The sequence below is a fragment of the Pleurocapsa sp. CCALA 161 genome (assembly GCF_003003995.1).
In the GTDB taxonomy this organism is placed as follows: Bacteria; Cyanobacteriota; Cyanobacteriia; order Cyanobacteriales; family Xenococcaceae; genus Waterburya.
This window is the reverse complement of sequence record NZ_PVWF01000086.1, coordinates 1-20,926: the sequence shown is the minus strand read 5'-3', so window position 1 is coordinate 20,926 and position 20,926 is coordinate 1. Positions and strand designations below refer to the sequence as shown.

Sequence of the window (20,926 nt, the reverse complement as noted above, 5' to 3'; positions counted from 1 at the left end):
TCGTTATAGAGTGCGACGGCATATTTAACAGAATTTCTAGTGACATAATTCAAGGACATTTGACGAATATTAAATATTGCCTGTCGTGCGCTTTTCAAGATAGGTGCATTAAAAACACTTTCCATTCCCGACACGACTACAGGGACATATTCTAACGATTGGACTCCAATAAATTCTTCCATCAGGACGCATAGCCAGCAAATGCGCTCGTTTCGCGTCCAAAAATCGGGCTTTGGTTTAGCTCGCATACTTTCCCTCTTGTATATTCTTGATTACTGAAGACACAGGCATTATTTGTAAACTGGCGGTATCGCTTTTTTTATCCAGTAGAGAATGTAAAGTAGATAAATAACCTGGACAATCATCAATCAGTTCGTCTGTAATTGCCACAATTCTTTGGCGATAAAAAATAAGTCCGCCAATACTACGATTGAGCTTTGAGGCTAGTAATACGGGACTCCGATAAGACTTGGCATCTATGCCAATAGCTAAGTCGTTAATTGCTACGTCACATCGATCTGATTCTGGATATAATTCCGTATCTAAGCCTACCGACCGCGCTCGGTCGAAAATTGCTAACTCATCGATCGCAGGAGCAGTCCAGTAAGCTAAGATTTGCGGTTTAGCTACTAACAATCGTTCCTGTTTTGGATCTAACCTCTCACCTACTTTTGGCGCATACTTGCTATTACACTGATGAATTGGACAACAACCATCTGGATAGCTAGCTCCTTTGGGGTGGGGTCGCATTAGAGTCCCACAATGAGCGCAACGATTGGCAAGATCGTTAATTAACCAAATTTCTGGAACTGGATCGTAAAACTCTAATACCGTCTCTTGTAGAGGAGTTAGATTTTTTTCTTCTAAATAATTTACTAATTCTTTTTCCTGAATTAGCGATCGCCTTCCTAGTAATTGGCGTAACGCTGTATAAGCTTGGTGCTGTTTTCTTTTCCCCAGACGTTCGGTGGCAGTTCTTATTATGGTGTGTAAACGGTTTTCAATTACGTTATCCTCTCCATAGCCACCAGAGATTTCAGCAATCTCGGCACAATCTGGAGTTGGTACTCGCAAATCGGTATCAATTAATTGAACATTTCCAAAAGGAAACTCCGAATCGCGAAAAATATCTAAATTCCAACGATCGTCTAGATTGAGGCTGTACCGAGAACGTGATAATAGATCGTGAACGCAAGCAGCGCGATCGCATTTTCCCTCTTCGAGATAAAGACGACCTAGTTTGCACATTGCTGAATGTAGTTCTGATGGTAATTTATCATCCTGTCTGACTATTTTTGTACCAGTAAGGACGCAATCGTATTGCCGTAAAATTCCTTGAGCGAGAAGAATAATGGCATCTTCTGCTAAAGCTAAGTTGTTTTGTTTTCTGGGTTCAAAAAGCGTAAATGAATCCTGGCTTTTATTCCACTCTGTTCCATCTGATGCTGACTCTCCAACTAAAATTTGCTGTTCGAGTTCTCGATTGTTCCAAGAAGACATGACTTGGGCTATGGACACTAAAGTCCAGCCTTTTTTTAATAACAGTAAAGTAGCCAATCCCTCTAATATTTGACGAAAGCCAAATTTTTGACCTTTAGGTTGAGATAAAAGTTTTTTGGAACGCCAAGCTCTAATAGTTCTGACAGTTGGCAATTCAACAGATAAGTTGAGTTGCTCTATCTTGCTTTGTAATTCTTCTAAGAGATTTTCTGCTGTACCTTGCCAATCTCGAATATCATCGAAACTCATATTGTTTACATTGATCAATGTAAACAATATATAGTGTAAAAATGTTTTGGGCAACTACAATCAAAATCCTGCCAATATATAGATATTTGAGTACGCAAAAACCCGCATTGTTGAAAAGGCAAATACTTAAACTTTCAAATACTTGCACATTTACGTAATAGATAAGCTATCATGTTCGGCATCTCAATCGGGATATATTTGCGTACTCACTTATTTCAGCAACTCAAGTTTTCGCACTTTCAGTTATTCACATATTTGAGTATTTAAAAGATGATTGTTACTATTGCTTCGTTTAAGGGTGGTGTTGGCAAAACAACTACAGCAGTACACTTGGCAGCTTACCTGGCTAATCAAAGTACTACCTTACTAATTGATGGAGATCCTAATCGTAGTGCTACTAGATGGGCAGAGCGAGGCGGTTTGCCATTTCAGGTTGTAGACGAACGAAAGGCTGCCAAATATGCCAGATCCGCCGAACACATTGTTATTGATACCCAAGCCAGACCAGAACAGGAAGATTTAGAGGCATTAGCCGACGGCTGCGATCGCTTAATTATTCCTTGTACCCCAGATGCTTTAGCCTTAGATGCCATGATGCTGACGGTTAAAGCACTACATCAGCTAGGGAGTGACAAATACCGAATTTTACTAACCATTATTCCTCCTAAACCCTCAAAAGATGGGTCGGAAGCTAAAAAGATGTTGATGGATGCGGGATTACCAGTTTTGAAATCAGAAATTAGACGTTATGCAGCCTTTAAGAAAGCTGCTTTAGAAGGAACTATTGTTTCTGGGGTAACGGATAAGAAAGCTCGTATAGCTTGGGGTGATTATCAAGACTTAGGTCAGGAGATACAAACTAATGAGTAAATTTAAAAATATTTTGGATGCAGCTAACAAACCCCAAGACTCAGTGGAGGTAGATGAATCCGTAAAAGAAGTCAAAAAATTCCCACCACCAATCGTTGATGAAAAACCCGAATCCGTCAAAAAAGGAAGACCAAAAGGAAAACGCAGTAATCCTGACTTTGAACAGGTAACAGCTTACGTTCGTTCTCAAACTTATCGGCAGACAAAAATAGCTCTACTACAGCAGTCGGAATTAGAAGACTTTTCCGAGTTAGTAGAAGAACTACTAACTGAGTGGTTGAGTACGCAACTCGGCAAAAGTTCAAATACTTAACGATTCAAGTAGTTGAATATCTGGAGTTGAATTAAATATGGGAGAGAGAATATTAAATGGTGTATGCACCAATCCCTAAGCCATTGGAGGTTTTAGGATACCATGGAACGAGCCTAAAAGCAGCCCAGGGAATTATCGAGCAGGGATTTAACTTTAGTATCAATGATTATGATTGGCTGGGAACGGGAGTGTATTTTTTCCAAGATGCTCCCTTGAGGGCGTATGCTTGGGCAAAAGAAAGATATCCAGATACTCCTGCTGTCATCAAATCCAGGTTAGTACTGGAAAACTGTTTGGACTTGCTTGATATTGGGTGGTTTCCTCTAATTCGAGAAACTTACGATTCATTTGTAACTGCCTACAGGAAAACCAATATCCCTTTACCCCGCCAGAATCCTCAACGTTCTAAAGCTCACCGTTTAGACTGTGCCTTCTTTAATTACTTGGTAGGAGAGATAATAGAATCACAGGGAGAAAAAGTCGGTGCGATTCGTGCCGTTTTTAATGAAGGCGAGCGCATTTATGCTGATTCAGCTATTTTTGACCGCGCTCATCTTCAAATTGCGATCCGTAACCTAACTTTAATCGAAGAATCTTGTTTAATAGAGATAGAGTGAGAAAAACTTATGGTCGATCCAAAAAAAGCTGCCAAACTGATTCGCCAACATTTTGAAGAGTTAACCACAGAACAATTTGTGGAAAATCTGCATCGTTCTTGTCCAGAGGTATTTGAAGATAACGAGCGATTGGCTGAGTCTGAAGGAAAGCGATCGCAACCGCCACTGCAAAAGGCGCAATCGCCAGAGTCAGCTACATCCAACTCAAGATCATCAGAGCGAGTAAAACCAAAAAAAGCCAATATTTAGTGGGTCATCAGCCCTGGCTCTACAGGTAACGGATTTAAGACGCTTTGTTAGTAACTGATAATCGATTTAATCAGTAAGTCCAGATAATATTTCCGACAGTTCCACTTGGTCTTTTGCCCGATTGTCATCATAAATCATCAGAGTATCTATCTGACGGTGGCGGGATAACTTCTGCACCTTCCGCACGTTACCATCGGTAGCATCTAGAGCAGCCGTAATCGAACTGTGCCTTACCCGATGGGGACTCATGGTTTTTTTTACTCCTGCTCTTTTACAGTAGCGACGCACTAATTTATAAATCCCATCCCCAGTTATGCGATGTCCTTTATGCTGAAAATCTAGTGCCACAAACAACGGTGCTTTCTTCTTTCTATGCTTGTATGCGGAAGTCCAATCGAGCAAGGCATTTGTGGTAGAGCTACTCAAACCGATAATCTCCGTCTGCGTTCCCTTACCCTTACCCAGTATGATTAATTCCCTCGCTAAAGGCTCAAAATCTCCGTAGTTTAACAGACTCACCTCATTCCGTCGCAGAGCATTGTCCCACAGCAGCTTCAACAGGGCATAATCCCGAATCCCATAAATTCTAGAGCGATCGCAAATATCCAAGACTCTACGATATTCCTCTGGGGTAATTCCACTCGTATCCCGATATTGCTGAACCCTTTCCCCCTTCACATCCTCCAAGGTAAACCCACATATCCCCAACTTACGACCCATGCTACAGAGAGTTTTAATCGCAGCCAGACGACGATTGACTGTCGCTTCCGATAATCCCTTATCAAACAACCTAGCCTTATAATTCAGCACCACCCCCACAGCAGCCGAACGTTCCAGATGCAGAAATTCTAGTACGGCATCTTTAGTGGCAACTTGACCCGTAGAGAAGCGAAAAAAGTCATTGAGGTCTTTAGCGTAAGCCTTTCTGGTACTGGGATTGCGTTTGTCGATCAGGAATTGAGCTAGCACGTCAGGTTCGGTATGAGTAAAATGTCTCTCAATTTTGGCATTGAAAGAGTTTTCTAAGTGTGATGGAGTTTGGGGATTAACTCGTTCCATTATAGTCGGTATCGAAAAACTTGATTTTCGAGAGCGCAGTGGCTAATTACCATACTGTAGCGTGATTTAGGACATTAATTAAAATTGATTAAAAATGAGCAAACTGTCAATTAAAAAGCAATCGCACATCGAACTCAAATTCTTTTCACTTCTTAAAACTCAGAGCATTATTTGTAGTAAATAGCGATCGCCGGGAGAAAAAATCGGTTCTTGGTTAAGTTCGCGACGAGCGTATCACTTGCTACCAAAACCCCAACAAATAAGCACGAGAGTATCACTAATGACACTCTCGTGCTTATTTCCCCCTAGATCTGCTCTAAATAGTGAGCTATCTTTGTCTTACTTTCAGTCTATTTTTTCATTCTTACAACTCAACTATTAGGTTGTTATGAGTTAGAGCAAGACCATTATTGAGACTAGCAATCTTGACCTGCTCGTTATCTCCCGTGCCATCGCTGTCATAGGAGAAATCACCACTACCAGTATTATAGATAAAGCGATGCTGGTTATCGCTCGCAGCAGTACCAACTGTAAGCATTTGGCTACTAACCATACCCGCTGTCAAATTTCCACCAAAACCAGCAGCAGAAAATACCAAAGTATCATCTTGCACTGAGAAATCTGCAATGTTATCTACTCCTTCATTGGGACTATTGAAGACAAAACTATCTTTTCCCGCACCTCCACTCATGCGATCGCTACCTGCACCACCATTTAAGGTATCATTACCTTGTTTGCCGACAAGATAATCATTACCATTTCCTCCCAATAACGTATCTCCCTGAGCATTAACATCAATTACCGAAACGGTAAAAGCAGTCTCGATAAATTCATTGCCGCTGTCTGTAACTTTAACAGTGATTGTAGAAGAGCCAATAACGTCATCAGCATAGTTCAAAGTCAATGCCTTAGTGCCATCAAGGGAAAAGCCATCGAAGAATTTGCCACTAGTACTACTTTGAATAGAAGACGATGCCCTAAGAGAATAGCGTAAATTATCGCCATTCTCAACATCTTCAAAGTAATCGGCTAGTTGGATAACGCTGTTGGGAGCATTTTGAGTAAGGATCAGATTGGGAATGGGTTTGGTAATGGCGGGAGCATCATTTACAGCAGCGACATCAACTGATACCAATCCAGTAGCAGTTGACCTGCCGTTGGTGACGGTGTAATTAAAGCTAGCCGTACCGTAGAAGTTAACAGCAGGAGTGAATTTAATGTTCCCATATTCATCTAGGATTGCTGTTCCGCCCAGCGAACTATTTACGCCACTAATACTCAAATTGCCTCCCATATCGTTGCCGAGTAATTGGGTAGCTAATATAGTTACGGGTGTATCTTCATTAGTAGTGATAGTATCGTCAACAGCGGTAATAGTCAATTCATTTGGTGTTTCATCAACTGAATCGACTACAGACACGGTAAAGGAAGTCTCAATAAATTCGTTTTCACTATCGGTAGCTTTGACTGTAATAGTAGAAGTTCCAATAACCCCATCTGCATAGTCTAAGATTAATGATTTAGTTGATGAATTAAAGGCAAACAGGTCGAAGAACTTGCCACTCGTACCACCTTGAAAAGATGAGCTGGCACCAAAAGAATAGGCTAAATTATCTCCGTCTTCGAGATCATCAAAATAGTTAGCAAGCTCAATTACGCTATTAGCAGCATTTTTAGCAACGGTAAGATTAGGAATTGGATTAATTAGAGTGGGAGCAGAATTTGCAGCATTAACTACAACGAATACTGATGCCGTATCGTTATTTGTGCCATCGGTAACGGTGTAATTAAAACTGGCAGTACCATTGAAGCCAGCATTTGGAGTAAATTCAATCTGACCCTCTCCATTGATAACCACCGTTCCGTTAATTGAGTTGTTTACCCCAGTAATACTTAAGCTATCTTGCTCGACATCGCGATCGTTACTGAGTAATTCAGTAGCTAGTATTGTGATAGATATATTTTCATTAGTGGTAACAGTATCATTGTTAGCAACAAGAGGATCGTTAACAGCGTTAACTATAACGAATACTGATGCCGTATCGTTATCTGTGCCATCGGTAATGGTGTAATCAAAACTAGCAGTACCGTTAAAGTTAGCATCAGGAGTAAACTCAACGTTTCCATCCCCATTGATAACCACCGTTCCGTTAACTGAGTTATTTACTCCAATAATACTTAAATTATTTCCCGGATCATTACTAAGTAATTGGGTAGCTAATATAGTTAGTAATGTATCTTCATCAGTAGTGAAAGTATCATCAACAGTGGTGACAGTATCTTCGTTTGGTGTTTCATCATTTGAATCGACTACAGAAACGTTAAAAGTAGTCTCGACAAATTCATTTTGGCTATCGGTAACTCTAACTGTAATTGTCGAAGTTCCGATAACATCATCTGCATAGCCTAAAGTTAATGTCTTGGTATTATCGATGGTAAAGACATCAAAGAATTGATTACCACCAGTGCTACTTTGGAAAGAAGAGATAGTTGCACTAAGGTTATAAGCTAAATTATCTCCATCCTCAATATCTTCAAAGTAGTCAGCCAGCTTAATTACGCTATTGGGTGCATTTTTATTAACGATGATATCAGGAATTGATTCGCTTAAGACGGGGGCATCATTAACGGTCGAAACATTAACTCGTGCTAATCCAGTGGTAGTTTTCATACCGTCTGTAACGGAATACTCGAAGCTGGCAGTACCGTCGAAGTCAGCGTCAGGAGTAAACTCAATATTTCCGTCTTCGTTCAAGATTGCCGTTCCGTTGACTGAGTTATTTATTCCATTAAAACTCAGGCTATCTCCTTCAACATCGCGATCGTTACTGAGTAAATCGCTCTTCAGTATGGTTATAGAGGTATCTTCATTAGTAGAAAAGGTATCCTTTACAGCAACAGGAGCATCATTAACAGAATTGACCTCGACTGATACCAAACCTGTAGCATTATCCATGCCATCGCTAACAACATATTCAAAGCTGGCAGTACCGTTAAAGTTAGCAGCAGGAGTAAATTCGATATTTCCTGCTTGGTTGATGACGGCAGTGCCGTTAACTGAGCTATGTACTCTCTTTATGCTTAAATTATCTACTGCATCATCATCGCGATCGTTACCGAGCAGTTCAGTTGCTGATATTGTTATAGTTGCATCTTCATCTGTAACAGCAGCATCGTTGTTAGCAACAGGAACACTATTAACTACAGAAACGTTAAACGTAGTCTCAACTGATTGATTGGCACTGTCGGTAACTTTAACCGTAATTGCAGCGGTTCCCGAAACATTATCTGCATAGCCTAAAGTTAGCGTTTTGGTATTATTGATGGAAAAGACATCGAAGAATTTATTACTACCAGTGTTAGTTTGGAAAGAAGAGATAGTTGCACTAAGGTTATAAGCTAAATTATCTCCGTTTTCCACATCTTCAAAGTAGTCAGACAGATTAATTACGCTGTCTTCAGCATTTTTAGCCAGGATAAGATTGGGAATTGGATTAGTCAAAATAGGAGCATCGTTAACAGGATTAACAACAAGTTCTACGGATGCAGTGCTGCTATTTGTGCCGTCGCTGACAGTGTAATCAAAAATAGCTATACCGTTGAAATTGGCAGCAGGAGTAAATTCAATATTTCCCTCAGCGTTTAAGATTACCGTTCCGCTATCTGAATTGACATTGATAATGCTAAAGCTGTCTCCTTCAACATCGCGATCGTTACCAAGTAAGTCAGTAGCGAGTATTGTAATGGATGTGTCTTCATCAATCGCAGTAGCGGTATCATTGTTGGCAAGAGGAGCATCATTGACAGGATTAACTATAATTTCTATCGATGCCGTATCCCTATTAATGCCATCAGAGACGGTGTAATCGAAGCTAGCTATACCGTTGAAGTTAGCACCAGGAGTGAATTTGATGTTTCCGTCGGCATTGATGATCGCAGTTCCGTTGACTGCATTGCTTACGCTGGTAATGCTTAGAGTGTCTCTATCAACATCGCTGTCATTGGCAAGTAGTTCGGTAGCCAATATGATAATGGGCGTATCTTCATCTGTGGTAGCAGTATCGTTATTAGCAAGAGGAGCGTCATTTACAGGAGCAACATTAACTCGTGCCAATCCATTGAGAGTTTTTGTGCCGTCAGTAACGGTGTACTCGAATACAGCAGTACCGTTAAAGTCGGCAGCAGGGGTAAACTCAATATTTCCGAATTCATTGACAATCGCAGTTCCATTGACTGCATCATTAATGCCACCAAAACTTAGGTTACTAGTATCTAGATCGCTGTCCGTACCTACTAGATCGGTAGCTAGTATCTCTAAAGTTACATCTTCATTAGTGGCAGATACGCTGAAGATCCAGCTGCTACCTTTTGCTGACTGTTGAATAAATTGGGCTAATGCTAGGGCTTCAAAATCACGGATTTGTGATGAGTCAGTTTGAGAGCCAGTAACTACTTCCTTAAATTGCTCTACTGCTTCATTAATGTCGCCAGGAAATTCATATCTTTCCCAAGTAGTGTTGTAGCCTACATAAGATTCGACAACTTGAACGAGTAGTCTAGTTTCTAATTCGCTTTCCAGTTGAGCGAAAGTATTTCTAATTGTTTGTATCCCCGCACCGCTGGGGTTGGTGTTATTCCAATCGCGACCGACAAATTTTTCGAGAAATTCTAGCTCTTGAGCGAAAGTACTGGAATTACCACTGCTCGAATCTATCCTATCGACACCAGCCCAGCGTAGCAGGATGGGGCGCACCAATTCGCGGGCAGCAGAAATATCTCCCGAATTTACATTTTCAGCTAAAGATTCAACCAGAGCTAACAACTCTGAATCTTTGGCGATCGCAATACGCAAATCGGGCAAATTACCGTAGCCTTTGAGGTTAGGCAGACTGAGAATTTGTTCGGTGATGATTACTGGTGAATTAAAGGTTGAGTTGTGGTCGTAGTAAGAATTTTGTTGGTCGAGACTCATCCAGACATTAGCTACTTCACGCTGTGTACCGTCAGCTAATTCAAAACTAGCAGTTTCATTGATTAAATGACCTTCGCTAGTGATGTTTACGGGATTACCAACGGCATCAATTTTAGTAATCTTGAGTTCTGCTAGAGAATAGAGTTCGTTGACATCAGAACGTCCATCTTCGTCTAGGTCACGCCAAACTTGCAAATCTGTAAAGTTGGTGTCAGCAGCGGTAATTTGACCGTCATTGTTAGTATCTAATTCCTGTAGTTCGGTAAAACCGCTTATAGTTTGATTGCCGAATAGCTCGGAAATATCATTAATGTATCCGTCATTGTTGCGATCAAGGACTAATAACCCATCATCAGATTTGAGCCAGCCTGTCTTCTCGCGGAAACCATCGCCATCGATATCAAAATGAACCTTAGAGTTTTCTAAAGAAGTTAATTCAATACCATCACCATCTAGATCCAAGATTAGAGGATCGTAATATGGTGGACGAACTTGGTCTTCTGCTTCCTCAAATCCATCTTCAGTTTCTTCAGCATAGGGTGGAGGTGCAAATAACTCGATTTCAGGAAGATTTGAGCCATCGATATCATAACGAATACCAGGAATACCAGAAGGTAACGTAGGAGTATCTCCAATTGGAGGTAAAAGAGGAGGAGTAGCAAAAATAGTGCTTCCACCACCAGGACCGTTTCCAGTATCGCTAACGCTAACACCGAGAGTGGCACTGCCCGAAAGAGTTATTCTCCAATCTGTAAAGATATTTCTATCAGGATTACTTCCATCGTTATATTCGAGTGATATTGAAATTAACGGTCCTGTATATCTCTTAGTTCTGTTGAGTCTTTCGTCTACACCCTCAGCGCTTCCTAAAGGCGTGAAGAAAGTACCAAAACCAAAGCCACCAGATGCTCCATAAATAGAGTCTTTTCTATTTAAACCAAAGACTGAAGCAGTTATCCCTCCATCTATACCAAGGCTTCTTTGCAATCGACGATTAAGATAGCTACCCAACGATACTGAGTATTCACCTAAAATACCATTTCCTGCTCCGCCACCAATCATTATTGACACATTTCCACCAGCTCCGATTAATCCAGATGGATCGATGAAATTTAGTGGACTATTGTTAACATACCGATAAAAATTCGTATCTCCACCCTGCAAGCCAATTGGGTCAGTATTGAGAAATCTTCCTTCTGAGGGCGAATAATACCTAGCCCGCATGAAGTCAAGACCGTTAGCCTCTTCCATAATTCCCCACTGACCGACGAATTCAAAGGAATTATCTATACTTTCGCTCTCGAATAGACTCTCCCCATAAGGCAGATAACCGTAACGGTTGAGTACTTCCCCTCCTGTTCCCGTCAAACCAACCGCTGAACCAGTGGCATTAAAGTCATAGTAAGCAGCAACATTACTGCTATCAGTACGACTAACTAAACCAATACCATGAGTGTACTGAGCAGTTAAATTACCGCTACCGTCGTATTCCCCAATTACATCGCCATAACCAAAAGGATCGACTAAATATTCCGTGCGATCGCCATTGTAGACAGTAGCAATACGGTTGCCAAAGACATCGTATTCATATTCGGTCTGAGAACCATTAGCTTCGAGAACGCTAACTAAACGGTCTTGGTCGTCATAGGTATAAGTCCAGGTATTAACCCCATCACTCTTGTAGGTCAGATTACCGTCGAGATCGTATTGATAATCGACAGTTCCTGCTGAAGTGTATTGATTGAGGTTATTAGCTTGATATTCAGTAGTAATTCCATTATCAATAGTATGGATGCGATTACCAGCAGCATCGTAGACATAGGTTAAGTCTTGGTTCTCAATTTCAGGATTAGTTGAAGTAAAGACTGCCCCGATTAACTGACTGGCGGCATCGTATTCATAAGCCCACTCTCCATCCAAGTCCGTGGCACTAATTTGTCTTCCCAAATCATCGTAGGTGTAAACATAGCTAGAGTTGAGGGAGTTATCGGCAGCGTAGTTAGCGAGATTTAAGAGTTGTCCTGCTAGGTCGTAGATGTAAGTAGTGTAAGTACCGTTGCTATTGTCTTCTCGTGCTAGACGACCTGCATCATCATAGGTGTAAGAGACAATTGAACTACCTGTTTCATCAGTCAAACCAGCTAATCTTCCCAAACCATCGTAGCTGTAGTTAACTTCGCTACCATCTTGGTCAACCATCTGAGTACGGCGACCAGTTTCGTCGTAAGTATATGCTAGAGAACGCCCCGTAGGATAGGTAATCTTAGCCATCAAGTTGGGATTATCGGCATCGTATTCGATCACAGTCGTGCCACTGGCATCGGTAGTGCTAGTCAGACGACCTGCATCATCGTAGGTATAAGTATCGGCAGAACCATCCTGATAGTCAACACGAGTTACTTGACCGAGAGTATTATATTCATAGCCAATTGCTATACCCCGACGGTTAACAGACTCGATGGTGTTTCCCTGTTCGTCTACGGTAAAATTCTCCGAACTACCATCTTCATAGGTAATGGCAGTTATATTGCCCCGCTCGTTGTAGCTGTAGCTGAGGTCATTACCACGAGCGTCAGTGACAGTTTGTAACCGTTCGTAGTTAGGTTCGTAGGTGAATTTGACCTCATCTCCTAAAGGATTGATCTGACTGACCAAATTGCCACGTTCGTCATAGCTATAGGCAACGCCAAAGCTTTCAGGAGCATTAATTCCTGTCAGATTGCCTTGACTGTCGTACTGCAATTGAGCAAAGCGACCGAGAGCATCTGACTGACGAAGAACAAGACTTTGTTCGTTAAGTGATAGTTCAGTAGTTACACCGTTAGCATCAGTCACGGTGACTTCACCAGCAGAACCATAACTGAAGTTAACTGCTTGATTGCTACCTGCTATCTGTTGATAAATAAGGCGACCATTATCATCATATTCATAGATAACCTGTTCTCCATTGGCATCGGTGACTGAAGTGATTTTGCCACTCTCGCTGAAGATATAGGAGATGGCTTCTCTGCCTTCCCCATAAATGACCTGCTGTAAGCGACCAACATGGTCGTAGTCGTAGCTTACTTTTGAACCATCGCCATAGGTTATGCTAGAAACTACTGTGGGGTCGAAAGGATTATCATAACTCAAGCTAGTTGTACCGTTAACATCTTCGACGCTGAGTAAATACTGTCCAGTTGCGTCATAGCTGTAAGTATTAACTTGTCCCCCAGCATCACTAATAGTTTCGATGCGTCCATCGGAGTTGTAGTTTATAGCAAAGCTATTTCCGTTACTGTCTGAAAGTTCGGTAAGTAAATCGTTAGTATATCCCGCAGTAAGACGATAACCATTACTACTTTCTACATAATTTAACTGACCGTCAGCACGGAAAATAATTTTACTACCGTTAGCTTCTTCTAGTTCGTAATGGTCAACATTCCAAGTTAAAGTTCCACCATTGCCTTCGTAGCTGCCATCGACTTGTTGTTTAAATTTTCTTTGGTAAGAAGAATAGGGTTGTAGAAGCTGCTGTGAATTCAAGCTATAGGTACTGCTAGATAGCTCTTCACTTAGAAGTTGCTGTGAAAAAATAGATTCAATTCCTAAGTTGAATATATAGACGTTACCATTGCTATCAGTTGTTAGTTTGATGTCTCCAATAAAAGAAAAATTCCAGCCAAAAATGCCCAAATTTGAGCCTAAAGAATTACTATGGTTCATCGTATACTTAAGATAAATAAAACTTATAAAAAGGTGGAAGTTTTGAGATTAGAGCAGTTAAACAAGGAATGCAACGGCTTTATTTTCTCAATCAAAACTATATATATGACGAAGTTAACCTTACTCTAGTCTTCATGCCATATACAAAGAACAATCTTCTTCTTTACTTCAAAGATATTGCTTATAAAATAAAATTATTGTAAATAAAGGTGATTTAGTAGCTGGCTTACTCAGCAGTAGAATGCTTACTATTAGTATTGTTGCGCTCAATAACCAGCTTCGCTTTATCTATAATAGTGTTAGTGTAGATTTGTTATACGATAGTGATAGCATGGGGGTGATAAGCAGGTTAAAATAGCTAGTTGGAAAACTGGTTTTTGTTTGACTAACAATGATTCTTATGTCAATACCTCAAAAATAAGAATATTGTAAGCTTGAATTCAAATTTTACATAATTTAATTAAATTCAAGCTTTAAAGATTATTATGTTAAATCTAATTTTAAATTTCATAGTTACATTTGGCGGAATGTTTCTAGTCTCTTATTTTTTATATTCAATTACTAGCTGGGAAAAATTATCAGAAAGGTACAGAATAGAAAAAAAACTTTCCAGCTCTTTTTTAATTATTCAAGAACAAATTTACATCAATAGAATTGCAATTAATAGATTCAATATTGGTGTCTCAGACAAAGGGCTTTTTCTTTCTTTTTCCTCTCTTATGGGACTCGCTTTTTCCTCTCTATTGATTCCTTGGGATGAAATCTCTTATGGACAAGATATTGACAACAATTCTAGAAGAGATTTTGTTCTCAATCTTGGCAATCCGAAAATAGCAAGCTTACAGCTATCTTCACACACAATTGAAAAGATTCATGAAAACTATGGAGAGCCAATTTTTTTTGAGCGACTTAGAGAACCAAGCTGATATACGTGTAGCGATTATCTGACGGGGGATATAGAAAATGGATAGCTTTGTCTTGTATAGCCGCAATGTTTAAAAACCGATTTTTCTCTTACTAACAATAATTTTCGCGTCGCTCTTGAAATATATACTGAATATGTCGAGCTTTATTCAAACTTTTCTAATGGGAATTGCTGGTCTGATTTTTCTATCGTGGTTGTTTTCTAGATCGAGTGGTTGGGACGAACTATCTCAAAAGTACAAAACAGAGCAATGTTCTCCCATTGTATTTATTGATAATCAACAAGGAATTTTTAAAAATCCTGATGACAATCGAGGTAGTACTGTAATTCGACCTTTGAATATTGGTGTATCAGAAGAAGGAATGTATCTTTTTTTACCTTTTCCTTATGATGTTTTCTATCCTTCTTTATTAATTCCTTGGGATGAAATCGAATATAAAACACCTCATATGCAAGATGATGAAAATAAACGCCATACATTTTACATAGGAAATCCTGTAATAACCCGTCTAAGGCTATATCCTAAAGCCATCGAAAAGCTTGAAGAAGATTATGGAGAACCTATATTTTCTAACAAATTAGGGGAACTTAGTTAAGCTATATTAGCGTTACGGAATAAGTATAATTAGTTGAATTAGCTGACTAATTAACAGTTTTCGTACCCAATCGGTACAACTGACTTGATTGAATAATTCCTTGATCACCAAGTTTCCTAAACTAACTATCTCCGACCATAGCTCGATATAAGGTTGAATCTTCTCTAAGATAGTTGACTGCTTGCTTTCAGCCATATCCTCCCCCTGCTGTTTATTAGATGTATTAGTATTTTGGTCGGGGGTGGATATAGAATCATCAGGACTAATCAACCCGTATTGTGACTCCATCATCACTTGATAAAGTCGATTCTCGAATTGTCGCTGTAACTTTCGTTCCTCTCGTTTAATCCTTTGCTCATGCCGATACTCTAGTACCTGAGTCGCCAAAGTTAATTCTTCAATCGCCAAACTGTAAAACTTAACCTGCTGACCGCTACGACCTTTTTTACGCGATGCTGTCTTCAAACCCAACTTTTGAACCAGCATTCCCAGCAGCCAGGTGGGACTACAGTTATCGGGAATCCAAAAACCGAGAATCGTTTTGATATTATCTCGATAGCTAATTGCCGTTTCAGCCATCTTTATTAGGTCGGGGTCATCCGCTTTATACTCCCCACCCGCGAATAAACGCTCTAAAATCTTCGGTAATCCCAAAGTTTGCCACATCATCCACTGAGTACAATGATGCTGTCGGTCGGGCAGGAAGGGTAAATTCTCAAGCTCCCACTTATCTTTATCCAAAACTATCTGTGGCGGTAAGAGTCGTTTTTTACCAGTGGTTGAGTCCACTACCTCACCCTGGGCGGGAGATAATACAGCTTCTAAATTAATTAACTGCCCCAGATATGCACCCCCCTGATCTCGTTTTACCAATTCCTCCGTAACAGATTGTCCGTAACCGTCTTCAATCCTGAATCGTTCTACTTTATATTTCTCGAATGGGGTTAAATAAGCCTTATTTTTTAGTTGTAGATACTGGTGGCGAACGATCTTTTCAGCATCAATGACCCGCTTGACACGCTCGGCATCGACTTTTTTGGCAGCATCTTTAAGATCCGACTTAGCACCATCATTTGTATTTTCTTCAACAGGGATAATGCTATAGCCCATCCTCGCCAATAACCGATGTAGATGATCTCGCAGATTATTTAGGGAACGATTGTGTTTCGCTTTGACCTGACAGTAAGCATCTACCGCCCAACCGTTAATGGGAGTTTTCTCCCCCGTCTCCAGATCGATGCCCATTAAAAAGCCATTAAACTCCTCAAGCTGTAGCATCTCCCGTTTAATTACATCAGGATTGATATTTTGATAGCCAAAGCTGGGACGTGGGGCTACCCAGATATGTAAAGGTACCTGTTTGCGGTAACGGTGTAACGCCTGAAGACAATCCGTAGCCGATAAGGAAACCGCATTAAACAAGCCATAAACCTCATCAAAGCGATCGCCCTGGACATCTACCCCCGTACAGAGGCTAGGAGACGCTAACAGGACATCTACATCCTCTACAGCAGACGAGATATTTTTGATGAAGTGCTGGTTTTCTTTACTACCACTATTATCAGCATGAATTGTCCAGATGACCTTATTCTTCGATTGAGAATGTTTAGAACTAAACCCACCTTTGATGCCTAGCTTTTTAATCAAAACCGCTTCTAACTTCAAAATAGTCTTTTTCGAGTCAGAAACTACCATTACCTTTTTACCCTGTTCGACAGCAGCAATGAGTTTAGCAGCTAAAGCACTGCTATCAGCTCCCTGGTAGTAATAAACATCCCGACTGGGACTTTGATAGTCATTCTTGATAATTAAGGGAGCTTCACCTACAGGGCGCATTGCCTTAAAGAAATCAATCGTATTGTCATCTAGGTGAGCATCGGCAATAATGACTCGCTTGGCACTTCTGATGAAATACATCAGACTCATTAGTATTTCATGACGATGTTGTTTGCAGGTAGCAGCAGCTAGAGCATGATTCATTACCTGACGGGCTTCATCGATGAAAATACAATCATATCTGTTAGCTGCCGTCTTGAGCTTGTAGAGACTATCGATGGTAATCGAAAGAGCATTAACCTTATCTAATTGTCCTGCTGGTAGATCTGAATACAGGTTTGTATTTAGTTTACTCGCTTGTGAAAGTTCTCTGAGTAAAGTTATCCTGTGACCGATGACCAAAAATCGACCGTCGGGGTTTTCAATACGGTATTTTTTTACTCTTGAAGTTTTCCCTGTCGCCATACCCGATTTAATCCCAGTCAGTCCAGGTCTGTCTAAGTCGATCTCTTCAGCATTAGGTAGGTAGGGAACACAGAGCGCGGTGTCGGGAGCGTATTTAATTAATTCGTCATCTGCGGGATTACCAATCAGGCGATATTCTTCAATTGAATAAGCATTGTTAATAATGCGAGCCAAATGACCTGATGCCGAGTCTCCTCGTGCGCTCAGGAAGTCATCGACTCCTTTTTCGGGTCCTGGTAGTAGAGCAACCTTACATGACGCTCCTGTAGCTTCAATAGCTTCTGCTGTAGCTAGAGTAGCCTTGTAAACTGCTTCACGGGTAGACTGCTTAAGGTCGTAGTCAAAGAGAATGATGAAAGTACGTCCCTTTTGCGCCAGAGGTAATAAATCGTGATGTAATTCTTTTTCTTCGCCCGTTGCTCTACCGCCCCAGATCCCAGGTAGGGAAATGGTAGCATAACCGAGTGACAGCAGCGCACCTGCTTTTTTCTCTCCTTCTGTAAGAACAATGGGAATTTCGGGACGACTTTTAACCCACGACCAAAAATTAACAGGCTGTTTTCTGTCTGCTAAACGTAGAGCCAAAGGAGAGTGATAGCGTTTGATGCCGTAACGGGCTGCTACCTGATTCCAGAGGTGCAGCGGGACGCGGAAATAGGTAACTCGGTTAGGGGTTTTTGGTGGCGATTCGTACTTAACCAGCTTACCATTGCTGCTAGTACGGGGCTGGTCTGGCTTCAAGCGACCCCATGCCATGACATCAATCCAGTTAGTTTCAGGGTCCAGTCCTTCAATGTACCAGCCTCCATGTTCTAAATGTTGATAGCGTTGGAGTAACTTATCGCGGAGTCTACCATCGTTACGACGATCTTGGTCGGGTAGAGCGTAAAAGAGATAGTCGTAGGTAGTAAGTCCCGATAAAGAAGTTAGGTTAAGTTCTGTTAATTTATCGTCAACGGAGCTAGATTGCCATTCAGCTAGGTGATGGTCGGAAACTCGCTCAAGTGTATGATTGAATGAGTTTTGAGAGCTATTGTTAGTCGTTTTACGGTCTGTATCCATGATTTAAAGGTTGAGGATTACAGACAAACGCGGTACAATTATTACTATGGGATGGGCATCCAACAGAAATTTACTCAATTCAGTGAGTTGTAGCCAAACAATATCTGCACTGCTTTGAGGTATCGGACTCCGCGTCCGTCCTGAATATTTAATTACTCACCATATCTTAACTTCAGATGCAGAATCGATCTAGCTGTTGATCTTGAGCAATCGATTCTCAAGGCATCTTTAGTTTCCTCAGAAGGATAATTCCTAAGTGTAATTAACGCCTATACTCCTTGTAGGCTTTTAGATGTAGAGAACTGATTCTAAATCGGCATACAGATAGCGATCGCCAAGCCTTAGTTATCGTTTTAACAATTCTTCACTTTTAGAAGAGTCTATAGGGTCAGTTTGCCAAGATTTTAAAATCTTTTTAGTTGTACTTGCGTCAGCCAGCCTTTCACCAGTTAGACAGTGCAAGAAACCTTCACGAAAACTAACGGTAAATTTCCAAAACTGTGATGTTCTTACCGAACTGGGACAATTCTTAATTTTGAGATAGTTGATCGAAGAGGCGATTGTCTCTTCTGTATAATTCTGCCAATAGTTGCGCTGCATTCTCAAGCTCACCATCTCAGGAGTGCGTTCTGCTACTATGCCCTGTATATAAAACCAGTTTTCGCCTTCAATCCACTCAGGAAATTCTTCTCTAAGTAAGCGTAGGTCAAGGCAATAATAAGGAGCTTCAACAGTACCGATAACCCAAGCTACAAATCGTAATCGTATTCGACCGTCGGGTTCAGATAGGTCATGACTTGTAAATCTAGGATATGTTCTTCTGACTTGTTTAGATGTTTCGGCAGGAAAAACTCCGTGATCGGTTAACAAAGTTCCAGATTTATAATTCTCTTTGCTAGGCAAATAAATTCCTTCGACTCCACCAATACTTTGGAAGGCAATTTTATCTACCATATCCGCGATCGCCCCTGTTGATTTTAATACCGATAGTATCTACTTATTTTAGATTTATTACTGCTTAGTCTGTTGTTTTAGCTGATTCTGCTTTTCCAACCCAGTCTATAGTTCAAAAGATACAGAATTGTTAATAACCATTTTTTCGTAAAAAATTGGCTCGTAATAGATTGTATTCTATTTCGTGACAAATCCATCCATCGGAGTCTAAATCAATCTCAATTTTTCCCAGCTTTAGAGCTTTTCTATATAATTTTCGGTAAAGTGAGTCATTAATTTCAACCCGATCCATACACATATTTGTTCTTAGATTTTGCTTTTGGTTCTCCGACAGATGTTCCGACAAGAGAGGATCTATATAAGTCTTTTTATACTGAGCTTTTGATGTAACTCCTGCCATCGACAAACATTCAGGTAAAGTTCCCAGAGCAATATTTTCATCACATCCTGTAAATATCCAATTTTCTTCATCTGCTGGATATTTTGGCTTTTTATTTGTTTGACCCATTATCTATCTTCCGCCTACGAAGTTAACCAGTTTCTTAGATTTTAATAAACAATCAATCTATTATTCATGTTAGATTATACCTGTACAGATTCATGTCATAAGATGATACCGACAACAGATTCAATCGCTTATACTAATGCCAGAAATGGACTAGCATCTTTACTGGATCGAGTCAGCAAAAACTCGGAAATTGTAATCATCAATCGCCGAAATAAGCCCGATGTGGCTTTGATTAGCAAAGAAGAATTAGACAGTTTATTAGAAACAGTTTATCTATTACGTTCTCCTGCCAATGCCAGAGAGCTATTTAAAGCTATAGACGAATCCAAGCAGATGGATGATGCGACAGTTGAACCCCAGTCAGTAGAAGACTTGTGTGAGGATTTAGGTATTGTCCGAGAATAAAGCTTGGAGTCCTATTTTCACTCCTACTTTCCGCGAACATCTGCTTTGGTGGGCAAAGAAAGACTCTGCTAAAGTCAACAAAATTTTAGATTTAGTAGAGGTGACTTGCGAGCAACCATTTAAAGGAATTGGCAAGCCAGAACCATTAAAGTATGTCGATTCTAATATTTGGTCACGACGCATTAATCTCGAACATCGTCTGGTCTACCGTATTAAAGACAATCGCATTTACTTTTTACAATGTCGCTATCATTATGATTAAGGTTCTAATTGATTCCGTTTGTTCTGTTTTGATTTTTGTCTAGATGGCTGGGGTGAAGGCTGATTGAGATTTTTTTGCTTCAAAAAACATTCGTTTATTTTTTCTTGATTGATAGGTTCGGGTTTTGCAACTAACCCAACCGCATGGCTATCGCCTTTGAGTAACCAAGGACGTAACTCAAGTCTCACCTCTCCTAAACTAAAATTACGGTGATGCTGTATAAAATCAATAATCGTACCGCGATTGGCTTTGCCACTGCGCTCCGCGCAATCGCGATCATCCCTCAGCGAAAAATAAATACCGTGTCCCTGGGTATTAGTGACAATTACAATCTTGTCTCCTGAGTTGTGTCGCAGCACTGCGCTATTGGGGCTAGATTCTCTTGTCAGATATTCATATCCCTGGCTTTGAGCATAATCAACGAGATTAATCTCAATTT

15 protein-coding genes and 1 pseudogene are annotated in these 20,926 nt (G+C 40.5%); 8 read left to right on the top strand and 8 right to left on the bottom strand.

Translation table 11 applies throughout. From position 1 onward, the window contains the following. Positions 1–248: hypothetical protein (locus C7B62_RS18055; protein ID WP_146132135.1), on the bottom strand; the 248-nt coding region annotated here is incomplete at its 3' end. Then, positions 238–1,749 (bottom strand): hypothetical protein, encoded by a 1,512-nt coding sequence (locus C7B62_RS18050; RefSeq protein ID WP_106240081.1) that lies wholly within the window; start codon positions 1,747–1,749, stop codon positions 238–240. The genes C7B62_RS18050 and C7B62_RS18055, both read right to left, overlap by 11 nt. A gap of 270 nt (positions 1,750–2,019) precedes the next feature. Between C7B62_RS18050 and C7B62_RS18045 the strand changes: the two genes are divergently transcribed. Genes C7B62_RS18045 through C7B62_RS18030 form a run of 4 tightly spaced genes read left to right on the top strand, consistent with a single transcriptional unit; the run spans position 2,020 to position 3,798 of the window. Further along, a complete protein-coding gene (locus C7B62_RS18045; RefSeq protein ID WP_106240077.1) occupies positions 2,020–2,619 on the top strand; it encodes a ParA family protein in 600 nt (199 codons plus the stop codon). Further along, positions 2,612–2,932 carry a hypothetical protein gene (locus C7B62_RS18040; protein ID WP_199194261.1) on the top strand — a complete coding sequence of 107 codons (321 nt, stop codon included), beginning with the start codon at positions 2,612–2,614 and terminating at the stop codon, positions 2,930–2,932. Before C7B62_RS18045 ends, C7B62_RS18040 begins: the two co-directional genes overlap by 8 nt. Before the next feature lie 56 nt (positions 2,933–2,988). Beyond that, positions 2,989–3,549, top strand: coding sequence for a hypothetical protein (locus tag C7B62_RS18035; protein WP_106240074.1), 561 nt, complete (start codon positions 2,989–2,991; stop codon positions 3,547–3,549). A gap of 9 nt (positions 3,550–3,558) precedes the next feature. Then, on the top strand, positions 3,559–3,798 hold the full coding sequence (locus C7B62_RS18030; protein WP_106240071.1) for a hypothetical protein: 240 nt from the start codon (positions 3,559–3,561) through the stop codon (positions 3,796–3,798). A gap of 66 nt (positions 3,799–3,864) precedes the next feature. Here the strand turns inward: C7B62_RS18030 and C7B62_RS18025 are convergent, their stop codons facing one another. Together C7B62_RS18025 and C7B62_RS18020 are read right to left on the bottom strand one after the other, a co-directional pair. After that, complete coding sequence (locus tag C7B62_RS18025; RefSeq protein ID WP_106240068.1) at positions 3,865–4,857, bottom strand: tyrosine-type recombinase/integrase; 993 nt, start codon at positions 4,855–4,857, stop codon at positions 3,865–3,867. Positions 4,858–5,221: 364 nt separating this feature from the next. Beyond that, positions 5,222–13,534, bottom strand: a complete 8,313-nt coding sequence (locus C7B62_RS18020) for a tandem-95 repeat protein (protein ID WP_106240064.1) — start codon at positions 13,532–13,534, stop codon at positions 5,222–5,224. Positions 13,535–14,019: 485 nt separating this feature from the next. On the opposite strand from C7B62_RS18020, the gene C7B62_RS18015 reads away from it, so the two are divergent. Both C7B62_RS18015 and C7B62_RS18010 read left to right on the top strand, forming a co-directional pair. Next, entirely contained in the window at positions 14,020–14,460 is a 441-nt protein-coding gene (locus tag C7B62_RS18015; RefSeq protein WP_106240061.1) for a hypothetical protein, read from the top strand. 133 nt (positions 14,461–14,593) lie between these two features. Further along, on the top strand, positions 14,594–15,055 hold the full coding sequence (locus C7B62_RS18010; RefSeq protein WP_106240058.1) for a hypothetical protein: 462 nt from the start codon (positions 14,594–14,596) through the stop codon (positions 15,053–15,055). A 12-nt stretch (positions 15,056–15,067) separates the two neighbouring features. On the opposite strand, the gene C7B62_RS18005 is transcribed toward C7B62_RS18010, so the two are convergent. The 3 genes from C7B62_RS18005 to C7B62_RS17995 form a co-directional block, all read right to left on the bottom strand. Next, positions 15,068–18,358: a plasmid replication protein, CyRepA1 family gene (locus tag C7B62_RS18005; RefSeq protein ID WP_106240054.1), complete on the bottom strand. Its 3,291-nt coding sequence runs from the start codon at positions 18,356–18,358 to the stop codon at positions 15,068–15,070. A 345-nt stretch (positions 18,359–18,703) separates the two neighbouring features. After that, the gene (locus C7B62_RS18000; protein WP_106240051.1) at positions 18,704–19,312 is read right to left on the bottom strand and encodes a hypothetical protein; all 609 of its coding nucleotides are present in this window, start codon (positions 19,310–19,312) and stop codon (positions 18,704–18,706) included. Positions 19,313–19,442: 130 nt separating this feature from the next. Then, positions 19,443–19,820 carry a hypothetical protein gene (locus tag C7B62_RS17995; RefSeq protein ID WP_106240047.1) on the bottom strand — a complete coding sequence of 126 codons (378 nt, stop codon included), beginning with the start codon at positions 19,818–19,820 and terminating at the stop codon, positions 19,443–19,445. Positions 19,821–19,922: 102 nt separating this feature from the next. On the opposite strand from C7B62_RS17995, the gene C7B62_RS17990 reads away from it, so the two are divergent. Then, a complete protein-coding gene (locus C7B62_RS17990; protein ID WP_106240085.1) occupies positions 19,923–20,225 on the top strand; it encodes a type II toxin-antitoxin system Phd/YefM family antitoxin in 303 nt (100 codons plus the stop codon). Further along, positions 20,212–20,487, top strand: coding sequence for a Txe/YoeB family addiction module toxin (locus C7B62_RS17985; RefSeq protein WP_106240043.1), 276 nt, complete (start codon positions 20,212–20,214; stop codon positions 20,485–20,487). The genes C7B62_RS17990 and C7B62_RS17985 overlap by 14 nt, the downstream gene beginning before the upstream one ends. Here C7B62_RS17985 and C7B62_RS25805 read toward each other — a convergent pair. Further along, positions 20,484–20,926 (bottom strand): annotated as a pseudogene (locus tag C7B62_RS25805) (hypothetical protein); the annotation flags it as partial. The gene C7B62_RS17985 and the pseudogene C7B62_RS25805 overlap by 4 nt on opposite strands.

Coding starts and splice junctions, on each gene's coding strand:
- C7B62_RS18010 (WP_106240058.1), top strand. CDS start 14,594: ATGTCGAGCTTTATTCAAACTTTTCTAATGGGAATTGCTGGTCTGATT.
- C7B62_RS18020 (WP_106240064.1), bottom strand. CDS start 13,534: ATGAACCATAGTAATTCTTTAGGCTCAAATTTGGGCATTTTTGGCTGG.
- C7B62_RS18035 (WP_106240074.1), top strand. CDS start 2,989: ATGGTGTATGCACCAATCCCTAAGCCATTGGAGGTTTTAGGATACCAT.
- C7B62_RS18005 (WP_106240054.1), bottom strand. CDS start 18,358: ATGGATACAGACCGTAAAACGACTAACAATAGCTCTCAAAACTCATTC.
- C7B62_RS18050 (WP_106240081.1), bottom strand. CDS start 1,749: ATGAGTTTCGATGATATTCGAGATTGGCAAGGTACAGCAGAAAATCTC.
- C7B62_RS18045 (WP_106240077.1), top strand. CDS start 2,020: ATGATTGTTACTATTGCTTCGTTTAAGGGTGGTGTTGGCAAAACAACT.
- C7B62_RS18025 (WP_106240068.1), bottom strand. CDS start 4,857: ATGGAACGAGTTAATCCCCAAACTCCATCACACTTAGAAAACTCTTTC.
- C7B62_RS18015 (WP_106240061.1), top strand. CDS start 14,020: ATGTTAAATCTAATTTTAAATTTCATAGTTACATTTGGCGGAATGTTT.
- C7B62_RS18030 (WP_106240071.1), top strand. CDS start 3,559: ATGGTCGATCCAAAAAAAGCTGCCAAACTGATTCGCCAACATTTTGAA.
- C7B62_RS17995 (WP_106240047.1), bottom strand. CDS start 19,820: ATGGGTCAAACAAATAAAAAGCCAAAATATCCAGCAGATGAAGAAAAT.
- C7B62_RS18000 (WP_106240051.1), bottom strand. CDS start 19,312: ATGGTAGATAAAATTGCCTTCCAAAGTATTGGTGGAGTCGAAGGAATT.
- C7B62_RS18040 (WP_199194261.1), top strand. CDS start 2,612: ATGAGTAAATTTAAAAATATTTTGGATGCAGCTAACAAACCCCAAGAC.
- C7B62_RS17990 (WP_106240085.1), top strand. CDS start 19,923: ATGATACCGACAACAGATTCAATCGCTTATACTAATGCCAGAAATGGA.